Source organism: Kitasatospora sp. NPDC127116 (genome assembly GCF_042677365.1).
GTDB lineage: Bacteria > Actinomycetota > Actinomycetes > Streptomycetales > Streptomycetaceae > Kitasatospora > Kitasatospora lactacystinica.
Genome location: NZ_JBHXTL010000021.1, coordinates 24,323 through 39,908 on the forward strand (window position 1 = coordinate 24,323; position 15,586 = coordinate 39,908).

General features: G+C 77.0%; 2 protein-coding genes. Both read right to left on the reverse strand.

The window, feature by feature from the left end; genetic code table 11:
- Window positions 1-17: 17 nt before the first annotated feature.
- Window positions 18-10,949: a type I polyketide synthase gene (locus tag ACFVHV_RS12035; RefSeq protein ID WP_380350915.1), complete on the reverse strand. Its 10,932-nt coding sequence runs from the start codon at window positions 10,947-10,949 to the stop codon at window positions 18-20.
- Between the two features lie 19 nt (window positions 10,950-10,968).
- The gene (locus ACFVHV_RS12040) at window positions 10,969-15,573 is read right to left on the reverse strand and encodes an SDR family NAD(P)-dependent oxidoreductase (RefSeq protein WP_380350922.1); all 4,605 of its coding nucleotides are present in this window, start codon (window positions 15,571-15,573) and stop codon (window positions 10,969-10,971) included.
- Window positions 15,574-15,586: the final 13 nt, after the last annotated feature.

Below are 15,586 nucleotides of genomic sequence, written 5' to 3' on the forward strand. Positions count from 1 at the left end.
GCCCCGCCGGCCCGCCGTCAGCTCCCCAGCTCGTCGTCGATCAGGGCGAAGATGTCCTCGGCCGTCGCGGACTCCAGGTCGCTGTCGTCGTGCTCCGGCCGCGGCCCGTCGGCGTCCCGCAGCCGGTCGAGCAGCTGCTCCAGCCTGGCGCGGGCCCCGGCCCGTTCCGCCCCGGCCAGCGCGACCAGGTCGGCCTCCATTCCGGCCAGCCGGCCGAGCAGGTCCTCCACCGGGTCGGCCTGCGGCAGCAGGCTCTCCCGCAGGTGGCGGGCGAGCGCGGCCGGGGTCGGGTGGTCGAAGACCAGGGTCGAGGGCAGCCGCAGGCCGGTGGCGGTGTTCAGCCGGTTGCGCAGCTCGACCGAGGTCAGCGAGTCGAACCCGAGGTCCTTGAACGGCCGGTCGGCCGCGACGGCGTCCGTCGAGCCGTGTCCGAGGACCACCGCGGCGTTCCCGGTGACCAGGTCCAGCAGCGCCGCGTCGCGCTGGGCGTCGGCCATCACGGCCAGCCGCTCGGCCAGCGCCGGGCCGTCCGGGCGCCGGTTGTCGGCGGCCCGGCGGACCGGTTGGCCGACCAGCGCCCGCAGCAGCGCGGGCACCGGGTGGGCGGCGGCGCGCAGCACGCCCAGGTCGATGTCGACCGGCACCAGGTGGGAGCGGCCCGTGGTGCGCGCCCGATCGAACAGGGCGAGCGCCCGGGCGGTGGACAGCGGCGCGCTGAGGCTGCCGGCCCGGGCCTGGTCGACCTTCCCGAGGTGGCCGGTGAGCCCGCTGGCCTGCTCCCACAGCCCCCAGGCCAGCGACTGGCCGGCCTGGCCGGAGGCCGTCCGCCGGGCGGCCAGGGCGTCCAGGAAGGCGTTCGCGGCCGCGTAGTTGGCCTGCCCGCCGGAGCCGAAGGTGCCCGACACCGAGGAGTACAGCACGAACATCGACAGGTCGAGGTGCGCCGTCAGCTCGTGCAGGTTGAGCGCCGCGTCCACCTTCGGGCGCAGCACCCGGGAGAGGCGCTCCGGCGTCAGGGTGCCGAACACCCCGTCGTCCAGCACGCCGGCGGCGTGCACCACGCCCGTCAGCGGACGGGAGAGGCCGTCGAGCACCCGGGCCAGGGCGGTGCGGTCGGCCGCGTCGCAGGCGACGACCTCCGCCCGGGCGCCCGACTCGCCCAGCTCGGCGAGGAGTTCCCGCACGTCCGGGCCGTCCGCGCCCCGGCGGCTCAGCAGGGTCAGGTGGCGCACCCCGTGCACGGCCGCCAGGTGCCGGGCCAGCAGCCCGCCCAGCGTCCCGGTGCCACCGGTGATCAGCACCGTGCCCTCGGGGTCCGGCTCCACCGGCAGCGTCAGCACGTTCTTGCCGACGTGCCGGGCCTGGCTGACGTGCCGGAAGGCGCCGACCGCGTCCCGGACGTCCCAGGCGGTGATCGGCAGCATCCGCAGCGCACCGGCCTCGAACAGCTCGATCACCTCGTGCAGGATGCCGCCCATCCGGGCCGGTCCGGCGTCGCCGAGGTCGAAGGCCCGGTACTGGACGCCGGCCGGCTGCCGGACGTCGGTCTTGCCCATCTCCAGGAAGCGCCCGCCCTCGGCCAGCAGCCGCAGCGAGGCGTCGGTGAACTCCCCGGCCAGCGAGTTCAGCACCAGGTCGACCCCGCGCCCGCCGGTCGCGGTGCGGAACCGCTCCTCGAAGGCGAGGTCGCGGGAGGAGGCGATGTGTGCCTCGTCCAGCCCCAGTTCCCGCAGCGTGCGCCACTTGCCCGGGCTGGCGGTGCCGAACACCTCCAGGCCGAAGTGGCGGGCGAGTTGGACGGCCGCCATGCCGACGCCGCCGGCCGCGGCGTGCACCAGCACCGATTCGCCCCGCTGCGCGTCGGCCAGGTCGCGCAGCCCGTAGTAGGCGGTGGCGAACACCAGCGGCACGGAGGCGGCCTGGGCGAAGGACCAGCCCTGCGGGACGCGGGCCAGCAGCCGCCGGTCGGTGACGGCCCGGACGGCCGCGCCACCGGCGAAGAAGCCGAAGACCCGCTCGCCCGGGGCGAGGTCGGTCACTCCGGCGCCGACCTCCAGCACGACGCCGGCGGCCTCGGAGCCCATCGCGGCCGTCCGGTCCGGGTACATGCCCAGACCGATCAGCACGTCCCGGAAGTTGACGCCCGCCGAGCGCACCGCGACCCGGACCTCGTCCGCGCCCAGCGGCGCGTCGGCGTCCGGCGCGGGCACCAGCGCCACGTCCTCCAGTCCGGCGCCCCGCCCCGCGAGGCCGAGCCGCCAGGCGCCCGCGGGCTCCGGCGGGGTCAGCCGGGCGACGGTGGCCTCCCGGACCAGTCGCGGCACCCTGATGTCGCCGCCGCGGACCGCGAGTTGGGGCTCCTCGCCGCCCACCAGCGCGGGCCAGCCGGCCCACGGGTCGGCCGCGCCGCCCTGCGGTTCGACGTCCACCAGCACGATCCGGTCCGGGTTCTCGGTCTGCGCGGAGCGGACCAGTCCCCACACGGCGGCGCCGGCCGGGTCGGCCTCGCCACCGGTGCCGGACCCGGCCGGGGTCGCCCCGCGGGTGAGCACCACCAGCCGGGAGTCGGCGAACCGCTCCTCGGCCAGCCAGGCCCGTACCTCGCCGAGCACCCGGGCGGTCGCCGCGTGCACGGCCCCGGCCCCGAGCGCACCGTCAACACCGGCTGCGCCGGCGGAGACGGCCAGGACGGTCACCGGCGGTACGGCCGCGCCCTGTTCCAGGGCGGCGACCAGGGCCGCCAGGTCGGTGTGGCGGCGGGCCGGCCCGCCCTCGGGGGCCGTCTCGCCGACCGCGGCCCACGCGGTCAGGTCCGGCTCGGCCGCACCGGCCGCCGGGGGCAGCGGCCGCCAGTCCACCGCGAACAGCGCGTCCGGTCCGGCGTCGGCGGTGGCGCCGAGCGCCTCCGGGGACACCTCGCGCATCACCAGCGAACGCACGGTGGCCACCGGGCTTCCGGCGCCGTCGGCCAGCCGCAGCGCGACGCCCTCGGCGGTCCGGGTGATCCGCGCCCGCAGCACCGAGGCGCCCACCGCGTCCACCCGCACGCCGGTCCAGGCGAACGGCAGGGCGGTGCCCTCGACCTCGCTCCCGCCGGCGAAGCCGACGGCGTGCAGCGCCGCGTCCAGCAGCGCCGGGTGCAGGGCGAAGCCGGCGGCCTCGTCCGCCGCCTCCTCGGGCAGCGCGACCTCGGCGTAGACCGCGTCCTCGGCCCGCCAGACGGCGCGCAGGCCGCGGAAGGCCGGCCCGTAGCCGTAGCCGCTGTCGGCCAGGGTGTCGTAGAAGCCGTCCAGCGGCACCGGCTCGGCGGCCGGCGGCGGCCAGGCCGCCAACTCGAAGGGCTCGGCCGGTGCGGCCTCGGTCAGCAGGCCGGTGGCGTGGCAGGTCCAGGGCGTCCGGTCACCGGTGTCGGGCCGGGCGTGGATCTCCAGCCGGCAGTCGCCGCCGTCGTCGGGCGCGGTCACCCGGACCTGGACGTGGGCCTCGCCCCGTTCGGGGAGGGCGAGCGGGGACCGCACCACCAGTTCGTCCAGCACCGTACGGCCGACCTGCTCGCCGGCCCGCAGCGCGAGTTCGACCAGCGCGGTGCCGGGCACCACGGTCCGGCCCAGCACCGCGTGGTCGGCCAGCCACGGGTGGCTCGCCGTGGAGAGCCGTCCGGTCAGCACCGCGCCGCCGTCCCCGGCCAGGGCCAGGACGGCGCCCAGCAGCGGGTGCCCGGCGGGCAGTTGCCCGAGCGCCGCGACGTCGCCGGCCCCGGCGACCGGCCGGGGCCAGTAGCGCTCGCGCTGGAAGGCGTAGGTGGGCAGTTCCGCGTGCGGACCGGCCGGCAGGACCGCCGCCCAGTCGACCTGGGCACCGGCCGTCCAGAGCCGGCCGAGGCCGTGCCAGAGCGTGTCCACCTGGTCCCGCCCGGCCCGCTGGAGCGGGGCGAGCACGGCGTCGGGGAGGGTCTGCTGGGCCAGCCCGCAGAGCACGCCGTCGGGGCCCAGCTCCAGGAGGCGGGTCACGCCGTGCTCGCCGAGGCGGGTGACGCCGTCGGCGAAGCGGACGGCCTCGCGGACCTGCCGCAGCCAGTAGTCGGGGGTGGTGAGCAGCCCGGGTTCGGCGAGCGTCCCGCTGACGTTGGACAGCAGCGGGATGCGCGGCTCGGCGAAGGTCAACTCCGCCAGGACGGCCGAGAATTCGGCGAGCATCGGCTCCATCAGCGCCGAGTGGAACGCGTGCGAGACGGTCAGCCTGCGAATCCGGCGCCCCTCGGCCTTCCACCGCCCGGCCAGCTCCTCCACCGCCTCGACCGGCCCGGAGACCACCACCGAGGTCGGCCCGTTGACGGCCGCGATGTCCAGCCGCTCGCCGATCGCCTCGCGGACCTCGGCCTCGGTGGCCTCGACCGCCAGCATCGCCCCGCCGCTCGGCAGCGCGTCCATCAGCCGGCCCCGCGCCGCCACCAGGGCGCACGCGTCCGCCAGCGGGAACACCCCGGCGACGTGAGCGGCCGCCACCTCGCCGATCGAATGCCCGAGCAGGAAGTCGGGCGTCACGCCCCAGGATTCGAGCAGCCGGAACGAGGCGACCTCGACCGCGAACAGCCCGGCCTGCGCCCACACCGTCCGGTCCAGATCCTCGACGCCCTCGAACACCACGTCCTTCACCGGCCGGTCCAGCAGCAGGTCCAGCTCGGCGCAGACCGCGTCGAAGGCCGCCGCGAAGGCGGGGAAGGCCTCGTACAACTCCCGGCCCATCCCGACCCGCTGCGCACCCTGGCCGGTGAACAGGAACGCCGTCCGCCCCTCGGCGACCGTACCGGCGACCGCGCCCGCGCCGGGCTCGCCGGCGGCCAGCGCCGCCAGCTCCCGGTCCTGCTCGGCCCGGTCCGCGCCGACTACCACCGCGCGGTGCGCCAGCGCCGTCCGCCCGGACAGGGCCCGGGCCACCTCGGCCGGCCCGTCCTCCGGGCGCTCCGTCAGGTGCTCGCCCAGCCGGGCGGCCTGGGCCCGCAGCGCCGCCGGGGTCTGCCCGGACAACGGCCACGGCAGCGGACCGTGCGGCCGACGCCCGGCGGGCTCGGCCGGGGCGGGCTCGCCCTGCTCGATGATGACGTGGACGTTGGTGCCGCTCATCCCGAACGAGGAGACGCCGGTGCGGCGCGGCCGTTCGGCCCGCGGCCACGGCCGGGCCTCGGTCAGCAGTTCGACCGACCCGGTGGACCAGTCGACGTGCGGGGTGGGCCCGTCCACGTGCAGGGTCGCCGGAAGCGTGCCGTACCGCATCGCCATGACCATCTTGATGATCCCGGCGATGCCGGCGGCGGCCTGGGTGTGGCCGATGTTGGACTTGATCGAGCCCAGCCAGAGCGGCTCCCCGTCCCGGCCCTGCCCGTAGGTGGCCAGCAGGGCCTTCGCCTCGATCGGATCCCCGAGGCGGGTGCCGGTGCCGTGCGCCTCCACGGCGTCCACCTCGGCGGCCGACAGCCCGGCGTTGGCCAGCGCCTGCCGGATCACCCGCTCCTGCGAGGGGCCGTTCGGCGCCGTCAGACCGTTCGAGGCGCCGTCCTGGTTGACCGCGCTGCCGCGCACGATGCCGAGCACCCGGTGGCCGTTGCGCCGGGCGTCGGACAGCCGCTCCAGCAGCAGGATGCCGACGCCCTCGCCCCAGCCGGTGCCGTCGGCCGCGGCGGCGAAGGCCTTGCACCGGCCGTCGGCGGCCAGGCCCAGCTGGCGGCTGAACTCCACGAAGGCCGACGGGGTCGCCATCACCGTGGCACCGCCCGCGAGGGCCAGGGTGCACTCGCCGCGGCGCAGCGCCTCGGCCGCCGAGTGCAGGGCGACCAGCGAGGCGGAGCAGGCGGTGTCCACCGTCATGGCCGGGCCCTCCAGCCCGAACACGTACGAGATCCGGCCGGAGAGCACGGCGGCCGCGGTACCGGTGCCCCGGTGCCCCTCGCTGTCGGAGGGGCCGGAGAGCAGCGCCGCGTAGTCCTGGCCGTTGGTGCCGATGAACACGCCGGTGCGGCTGCCGCGCAGCGAGCGCGCGTCCACCCCGGCCCGTTCGAACGCCTCCCAGACGGTCTCCAGCAGCAGCCGCTGCTGGGGGTCCATGGCCAGCGCCTCGCGCGGGGAGATGGCGAACAGCGCCGGGTCGAAGTCGGCGACGCCGGACAGGAATCCGCCGGCCCAGGTGGCGTCCGCGCCCGCCTCGCCGGAGGGCGCGCCGAGCGGCGGCCAGCCGCGGTCTCCGGGCAGCCCGGAGACCGCGTCCACCCGGTCGGCGACCAGCCGCCAGAGCTGTTCGGGGTTCTCGACCCCGCCGGGGTAGCGGCAGCTCATCGCGACGATCGCGATCGGCTCCTCCAGGGCGGTGGCCTCGGCCCGCACGGTCTCGGTCGCCGCCGCGGTGCCGAGCAGCTCGCCGCGCAGCTGGGCGGCCAGTTCGCGCGGCGTGGGGTGGTCGAAGACCAGGGTGGCGGAGAGCCGCAGCCCGGTCTCGGCGGCCAGGGCGTTGCGCAGTTCGAGCGCGGTGAGCGAGTCGAAGCCGAGGCCCTTGAACGGGACCTCCGGCGGGACGTCGCCCGCCTCGCGGTGGCCGAGCACGGCCGCCGCCAGCCGCCGGACCAGGTCGAGCAGGGTCCGTTCCTGCTCGGCGGGCGGCAGCGCGGCGAGCTTCCCGGCCAGCGGGGAGGCGCCCTCGACCGGCTCGGCGGCCGGGGCTTCCAGGGCCCGGAGCACCTCGGGCAGGTCCTCGATCAGCGGACGACGGCGGCTGGCCGTGAACGCGGGGGCGAAGCGCTCCCAGCGGACGTCCGCCACCGCCACGCAGGCCTCGCCCCCGGCGACGGCCTCGGCGAGCGCCCCCACGGCGAGGGCCGGGTCCAGCAGGGCGAGCCCGCGGCGGCGCAGGAAGTCCTCCGACTCCCCCTGCACGGCCATGCCGGCCTCCGCCCACGGGCCCCAGGCGACGGCCAGCGCGGCCCGGCCGGCCGCCCGGCGCTGTTCGACCAGCGCCTCCAGGTAGGCGTTGGCGGCGCCGTAGACGGCCTGGGCACCGGAGCCCCAGGTGGCCGAGATCGAGGAGAAGACGACGAACAGTTCCAGGTCCAGCCCGGCGGTCAGCTCGTCCAGGTGCGCCGCGCCGTCGGCCTTCCCGCCGAGCACGGCGGTGATCTCCTCGGCGGCGGTGTCCATCAGCAAGGTCGCCTGGCCGACGCCGGCCGCGTGCACCACGCCGGTCAGCGGGAGCTCGGCCGGGATCGCGTCGAGCACCGCCGCCAGCGCCGCCCGGTCGGCGGCGTCGCAGGCGGCGACCGTCACCCGGGCACCCAGCCCGGCCAGCTCGGCCACCAGCGCGTCCACGCCCTCGGCAGCCGAACCGCGACGACTGGTCAGCACCAGATGGGGAACGCCCCGACCTGCCAGCCAGCGCGCCACCTCCGCACCCAGCGCCCCGGTTCCACCGGTCACCAGCACCGTGCCCGAGGGCGTCCCGAGCGGTTCGGCACCGTCCGGTCGGGCGGCCCGCACCAGGCGGCGGACGTACGTGCCGGCGCCCCGGACGGCGACCTGGTCCTCGGTGCCGGTCAGGACGGCGGCCAGCCGGGCGGCCGTCCTGGCGTCCTCGGCGGGCGGCAGGTCGACCAGCCCGCCCCAGCGTTCCGGCAGCTCCAGGGCGGCGGCCCGGCCGAGGCCCCAGAGCTGCGCCGCCACCGGGTCGGACGGACCGTCGGAGCGGCCCACCGACACCCCGCCCCGGGTGGCCAGCCAGAGCGGGGCGTCGATGCCCGCGTCGCCGAGCGCCTGGATCAGCGCGACGGCCGCCGGGACCGGCTCGGGGTGCCGGGCCGGGCAGGCGACCACGCCGGCCGGGGCGGCCGCGAGCTCGCGCAGCCGGGCGGCCAGGGAGGCCCGGGTGGCCCCGGGGTCGAACTCCAGCAGGACCACGTCGGCACCGGCGGCGGCCAGCAGCCGCTGGGCGTCAGTGTCCCCCGGGGTCGCGACGACCAGCCAGGTGCCGGTGAGCGTGCCCGCGGCGGGCGCGTCGGCGAGCGGCTTCCAGCGGACCCGGTAGCGCCAGGAGTCGATGACGGCCTCGTCCCGGCGGCGGCGCCGGAAGGAGGACAGCGCGGGCAGCACGGCCCGCAGCTCCCCGTGGTCCGCGTCCACGCCGAGGGCGCCGGTCAGTTCGGCCACGTCCTCGCGCTCGACGGCGGCCCAGAACCGGCCCTCGGCGGTGCCCTCCACTCCCTCGGCCGCGGCGGCGGGAGGAGCGGCGGGACGGGCCCAGTAGGACTGGTGCTGGAAGGCGTACGTGGGCAGCGCGACCCGCCCCTCGCCACGGCCCGCGAAGGCCGCCGGCCAGTCCACGGCGGCACCCGCCGTCCAGAGCGCGCCGACGGCGGCGTGGAAGGTGCGCACGCCGTCGTGGCCTGCGCCGCGCAGCAGCGGCGCGAAGGCGCCCTCGGCGCCGGCGTGCTGGGCCATCCCGCACAGCACGCCGTCGGGGCCGAGCTCGGCGAAGCGGGTGACGCCCCGTCGGCCCAGGGCGTCGACGCCGTCGGCGAAGCGGACGGCCTCCCGGACCTGGCGCAGCCAGTAGTCGGGGGTGGTGAGCAGGCCGGGTTCGGCGATCCCGCCGGTCATGTTGGAGACGATCGGAACGCGCGGCTCGGCGAAGGTCAACTCCGCCAGCACGGAGGCGAATTCGGTGAGCATCGGCTCCATCAGGGCCGAGTGGAAGGCGTGCGAGACCGTCAGCCGGCGGATCTTGCGACCCTCGGCCTTCCAGCGCGCCGCGAACTCCTCGACCACCTCGGTCGGACCGGAAACCACCACGGAGGTCGGGCCGTTGACGGCCGCCACGTCCAGGCGGTCACCGATCTCCGCCCGCACCTCCGCCTCGGCGGCCTGCACTGCGAGCATCGCGCCGCCCTCGGGCAGCGCGTCCATCAGCCGACCACGCGCCGCCACCAGGGCGCACGCGTCCGCCAGCGAGAACACCCCGGCGACGTGCGCCGCCGCCACCTCACCGATCGAATGCCCGAGCAGCACGTCCGGGACCACGCCCCAGGACTCCAACAACCGGAACGACGCCACCTCGACCGCGAACAGCCCGGCCTGCGCCCACACCGTACGGTCCAGATCCTCCGCACCCGAGAAGACGACCTCGCGCACCGACCGCCCGAGCCTCCCGTCCAGCTCCGCACAGACCGCATCGAACGCCGTCGCGAACACCGGGAACGCCTCGTACAACCCCCGGCCCATGCCGACCCGCTGCGCCCCCTGACCGGTGAACAGGAACGCCGTCCGCCCCTCGGTCGAGACCCCGGTCAGCACGTCCTGGGCGGAACGTCCCTCGGCCAGCGCCGCCAGCCCCTCGCCGAGGCCGGCGGCCGAGTCCCCGAGGACCACCGCGCGGTGCTCCAGCGCCGCCCGGGTGACGGCCAGCGCGTGCCCCGCGGCCGCCGGGTCGGGCCCGGTCGCCGCGAACTCGGCCAGCCTCGCCGCCTGTCCGCGCAGCCCCTCCGGGGTCTTCGCGGACACCGGCCAGAGCACCGGGCCGCCGTTCTCCACCGCTTCCGGCGCGGGCAGCGGATCGCCCTGCTCCAGGATGACGTGGGCGTTGGTGCCGCTGATCCCGAAGGAGGACACGCCCGCGCGGCGCGGACGGTCCGCCTCCGGCCAGGGCCGGGCCTCGGTCAGCAGTTCCACCGCGCCCGCCGACCAGTCCACGTGGGGCGTCGGCTGCTCGGCGTGCAGGGTGGCGGGCAGCAGGCCGTGGCGCATCGCCTGCACCATCTTGATGATGCCCGCGACACCGGCCGCCGACTGGGTGTGCCCGATGTTGGACTTGATCGAGCCCAGCCACAGCGGCTCGTCGCCGCGGTCCCGGCCGTAGGTCGCCAGCAGCGCCTGGGCCTCGATCGGGTCGCCGAGCCGGGTGCCGGTGCCGTGCGCCTCCACCACGTCCACCTCGGACGGGGCGAGCCGCGCGGAGGCCAGCGCCTGCCGGATCACCCGGCGCTGCGAGGGGCCGTTCGGCGCGGTCATCCCGTTGGAGGCGCCGTCCTGGTTGACCGCGCTGCCGCGCACCACAGCCAGCACCTCGTGGCCGTTGCGGCGCGCGTCCGACAGCCGCTCCAGCAGCAGCAGTCCGACGCCCTCGCCCCAGCCGGTGCCGTCCGCGCCGGCGCCGAAGGAGCGGCACCGCCCGTCCGAGGCGAGGCCCTGCTGGGCGCTGAAGGCGTGGAAGACCTCCGCGTTGGTCAGCACGGTCACCCCGCCGGCCAGCGCCAGCGTGCACTCCCCGGCGCGCAGCGCCTGGACGGCCAGGTGCAGCGCCACCAGCGAGGAGGAGCACGCGGTGTCCACGGTGACCGCCGGGCCCTCCAGCCCGAACACGTACGCCACCCTGCCGGAGAGCACGCTGGTCGCTCCGCCGGCCAGGACGTACCCCTGGTCGGCGTCGGCCGCACCGACCCCGTAGCCGGAGGAGGTCGCGCCGACGAACACCCCGGTCCGGGTGCCGCGCACGGTGTCCGGCGCGATCCCGGCCCGTTCGAAGGCCTCCCAGCCGCTCTCCAGCAGCAGCCGCTGCTGGGGGTCCATGGCGAGGGCCTCGCGCGGGGAGATCCCGAAGAACGCGGCGTCGAAGCGCTCGGCGCCGTCCAGGAACCCGCCCTGGGCGGCGAGGTCGCTCGCCGCGGCGTCCGCGCCGAGCCCGTCCGCCCTCCAGCCGCGCTGCTCGGGGAAGGGCGCGATCGCGTCGCCGGCCCGTTCGACCAGCCGCCAGAGGTCCTCCGGCGAGGAGACGTCGCCGGGGTAGCGGCACGCCATCGACACGATCGCCACGGGTTCGCTGACCGCGGCGGTCAGTTCACGGTTTCGGGCGCGAAGCTTCTCCGTCTCCTTGAGGGAAGCTCGCAACGCTTCGACATAGTCCTGGGTAGAGGCCATCGCAAGCTCCGTACTGCGGTCAGGAATCACGTTCGCCGAGGGCCAGCCTCAGCAGGCTTTCGCCGTCCATCTCGTCGATCGACTCGATGGCGGTCACGGGTGCGGCGTCCTCGGCGGCGGGCGCGGACTCCTGCGAGGCGAGCCGCAGCAGCGGCTCCAGCAGTCCGGACTCGCGCAGCCGGGACACCGGGACGGTGAGCAGGGCGCGGCGCGCCTGCTCCGCCTCGTCGGCGTCGAGGGCGTCGTCGCCGAGCAGTTCGGCCGTGATCTGCTCGGCCAGCGCCCTCGGGGTGGGGTGGTCGAAGATCAGGGTGGCGGGCAGGGCCAGCCCGGTGGCCGCGGTCAGCCGGTCGCGCAGTTCGACCGCGGTCAGCGAGTCGAACCCCAGGTCGCGGAAGGCCCGGTCGGCGACGACCGACCCGGCCGCGCTGTGGCCGAGGACCAGCGCGGCCTGCTGCTGCACGGTCTCCAGCAGCAGGGCGAGGCCGTCCTCACCGGACAGCCCGGCGAGGCGCTCGCGCAGCGCGGTGCCGTCCTGCGGGCCGCCGGCGGCACCCGCGGCGAGGACCTGCCGCACCTCGGGGACGTCCTCGATCAGCGGCTGCGGGTGGTACGCGGTGAAGCCGGGCACGAAGGCCTGCCAGTCCACGTCCGCGACGGTCACGCAGACGTCGCCGGTCCGGATCGCCGTGTCCATCGCCTCCAGGGCGAGGTCCGGGGCCATCGCCCGCAGGCCGCGGCGGCGCAGGAACTCCTCGGCGTCGGCGCCGCCGGCCATGCCCTCGCCCGCCCACGGGCCCCAGGCCACGGAGGTGGCCGCCAGCCCGCGGGCCCGGCGGTCGACGGCGAGGGCGTCCAGCGCGGCGTTCGCCACCGCGTACGCGGACTGCCCGCCGCTGCCCCAGACGCCGGCGACGGAGGAGAAGAGCACGAAGTAGTCGAGGGGGGTGTCCCCCAGCAGCTCGTCCAGGCAGACCGCGCCTTCGGCCTTGCCGTCCACGATCGCCGCGAACCCGGCGCGCGCGGTGCTGCCGAACGGCGTCGGGTCGCCGACGCCGGCCGCGTGCACCACGCCGCTCAGCGGGAACTCCGCCGGGACGGCGGCCAGCACCCCGGCCATCCCTTCCCGGTCCGCCGTGTCGCAGGCGGCGACGGTCACCCGGGCGCCCAGCGCCTCCAGTTCCGCGACCAGCTCCGCCGCCCCCGGCGCCGTCGGGCCCCGGCGGGAGACCAGCACCAGGTGGGGGACGCCCTGCCCGGCCAGCCGGCGCGCCACGGCGGCGCCCAGCGCTCCGGTACCGCCGGTGACCAGGACGGTGCCGGTGGCGGGGGCGGGGTCGGCCGTCACCGGCCCGGTTCCCGCCGGGACCAGCCGGCGGGCGAAGGTCCCGGTGGCCCGGACGGCGACCTGGTCCTCGGTTCCGGACAGCACCTCGGCCATCCGGTCACCGAGCACCGGCCCCGCCGGACCGCAGACGTCCACCAGCCCGCCCCACAGGCCGGGCAGCTCCAGGCCGACCACCCGGCCCAGGCCCCAGATCCGGGCGTGTCCGGGCCGGACGGTCTCCTCCTCGCGCACGGTCACCGCGCCGGAGGTGACCCACCAGAGCGGCACCCGCAGGTCCAGGGCGGTGAGCGCGTCGATCAGGTCCAGGGCGTCGGCGACGGGATCGGCTTCCGGGGCCGTGCCGGGGAAGGCGAGCACCCCGGCCGGGTCCGCGATCCGGGCGAGGTCGTCCGCCAGCCGCTCGGTCGTGGTCCGCACCACCCGGGCGCCCGCCCGCTCCACGGCGGACAGGCAGGCCTCGGCCAGGTCGGACCCCGGGGCGCCGGACTCCGCCGCCCCGGCGGGCAGCACCGCCAGCCAGCTGCCGGTCAGCAGCGGCGGAACGGCCGCGGTGGGCACCGGCTTCCAGGTGATCCGGTAGCGCCAGGCGTCGGACGTCTCCTCCGGCCGGGCGGGGTGACGCGCGACGGGCGGCTGCGCCCAGTAGTGCTGCCGGTCGAAGGCGTACCGGGGCAGCAGCGCCCGGTGCCCGCCCCAGTCGGCGTAGACGGCCGGCCAGTCCACGGCCGTCCCGGCGGTCCAGAGCGCGCCGAGCGCGGCCAGGGCGCTCTCCGTCTCGTCCCGCTCGCGGCGCAGCAGCGGCGCGAACGTGCCCTTGGCGTCGGCCTGTCGGGCCAGGGCGGACAGCACGCCGTCGGGGCCGAGCTCGGCGAAGCGGGTCACGTCCTGGCCGCCCAGGGTGTCGACGCCGTCGGCGAAGCGGACGGTCTCCCGGACGTGGCGCAGCCAGTAGTCGGGGGTGGTGAGCAGGCCGGGCCCGGCGAGTTCGCCGGTCAGGTTGGAGACGAGCGGAATGCCCGGCTCGGCGAAGGTCAACCCGCCGAGCACGGCGGCGAATTCGGCGAGCATCGGCTCCATCAGGGCCGAGTGGAAGGCGTGCGAGACGGTCAGCCGACGGGTCTTGCGGCCCTGGGAAGCCCACTCGACCGCGAACTCCTCGACCACCTCGACGGGGCCGGAAACCACCACCGAACGCGGCCCGTTGACGGCCGCCACGTCCAGCCGGTCACCGATCTCCGCCCGCACCTCGGCCTCGGCGGCCTGCACGGCGAGCATCGCCCCGCCGCTCGGCAGCGCGTCCATCAACCGACCACGCGCCGCCACCAGGGCGCACGCGTCCGCCAGCGAGAACACCCCGGCGCAGTGCGCCGCCGCCACCTCACCGATCGAATGCCCGAGCAGGAACTCCGGGACCACGCCCCAGGACTCCAACAGCCGGAACGACGCGACCTCGACCGCGAACAGCCCGGCCTGCGCCCACACCGTACGGTCCAGATCCTCGACGCCGTCGAGGACGACCTCCCGCACCGACCGCCCGAGCCTCGCGTCCAGCTCCGCGCAGACCGCGTCGAAGGCCGCCGCGAACGCGGGGAAGGCCTCGTACAGCCCCCGGCCCATGCCGACCCGCTGCGCACCCTGCCCCGTGAACAGGAACGCCGTCCGCCCTTCGCCGGCCGGGTCGCCCGCGGCCAGCGCGTCGAGCTCGGCGGTGAACGCCTCGCGGTCGCCGCCGAGCAGGACCGCGCGGTGCTCCATGACGGTACGGGCGAGCAGCCCGCGCCCGACGTCCACCGGTCCGGCCTCCGGCGTGGCGGCCACGAAGGCCCGCAGCCGGCGCGCCTGGGCCCGCAGGCCGTCGGCCGTCCGGGCCGAGAGCGGCCAGGGCACGAGGGCCGGGGAGCTCGCCGGTTCGGGGGCCACGAGGGCCTCGCCCTGCTCGATGACCACGTGGGCGTTGGTGCCGCTCACCCCGAAGGAGGAGATCGCCGCCCGGCGCGCCCGGTCCGCCTCCGGCCACGGCCGGGCCTCGGTCAGCAGCTCGACCGCGCCCGCCGACCAGTCCACCAGCGGGGTCGGCTCGTCCACGTGCAGGGTGGCCGGCAGCACGCCGTGCCGCATCGCCAGCACCATCTTGATCACGCCCGCCACCCCGGCCGCGGCCTGGGTGTGGCCGAGGTTGGACTTCACCGAGCCGAGCAGCAGCGGACGGCCCTCGGGCCGGCCCTGGCCGTACGTGGCGAGCAGCGCCTGGGCCTCGATCGGGTCGCCGAGGCGGGTGCCGGTGCCGTGCGCCTCCACCGCGTCCACCTCGGCGGGCGAGAGTCCGGCGGCGGCGAGGGCCTCCCGGATCACCCGCTGCTGGGACGGCCCGTTGGGGGCCGTCAGCCCGCTGGAGGCGCCGTCCTGGTTGACCGCGCTGCCCCGTACCACCGCGAGCACCTCGTGGCCGAGCCGCCGGGCGTCGGAGAGCCGCTCCACCAGCAGCACGCCGGCGCCCTCGGCCCAGCCCATCCCGTCGGCGGCGGCGGCGAAGGACTTGCAGCGGCCGTCCGCGGCCACGCCCTGCCCGCCGCCCAGCGAGCCGAACACCTCGGGCGCGGCCATCACGGTCACCCCGCCGGCCAGCGCCAGGTCGCACTCCCCGCCCCGGAGGGCCTGCACGGCCAGGTGCAGGGCGACCAGCGAGGAGGAGCAGGCGGTGTCCACGGTGACCGCGGGGCCCTCCAGGCCGAGGGCGTAGGCCACCCGGCCGGAGACCACGCTGCCCGCGGTGGCGGTGCCGAGGTAGGCCTCGGCGCCCTCGCCCCCGCCGGGGAGGTAGTCGTGGTACATCATCCCGGCGAACACCCCGGTCCGGCTGCCCCGCAGCCGCTCCGGGTCCAGTCCGGCGTACTCGAAGGCCTCCCAGGAGGCTTCGAGGAACAGCCGCTGCTGCGGGTCCATCGCCAGCGCCTCACGCGGCGAGATCCCGAAGAACGCCGGGTCGAACCAGCCCGCCTCGTGCACGAAGCCGGCCTGCCGCGCACCGTCGCCGCCCAGGGCCGCGAGGTTCCAGCCGCGGTCGGTGGGCAGTCCCGACTGGCCCTCGCCGCCGGTGGCGACCAGCCGCCACAGCTCCTCCGGGCTGGCGATCCCGCCGGGCAGCCGGCAGGCCATCCCGACGATCGCGATCGGCTCCCGGGCCTTCTCGTGCACCTCGCGCAGCTCCTGGCGGGCCTCCTGCAACGCGGCCGTGGCCTGGCGCAGGTACCGGAGCAGCTCTTCTTCCCTGGTCACGCTCATGTCGTCT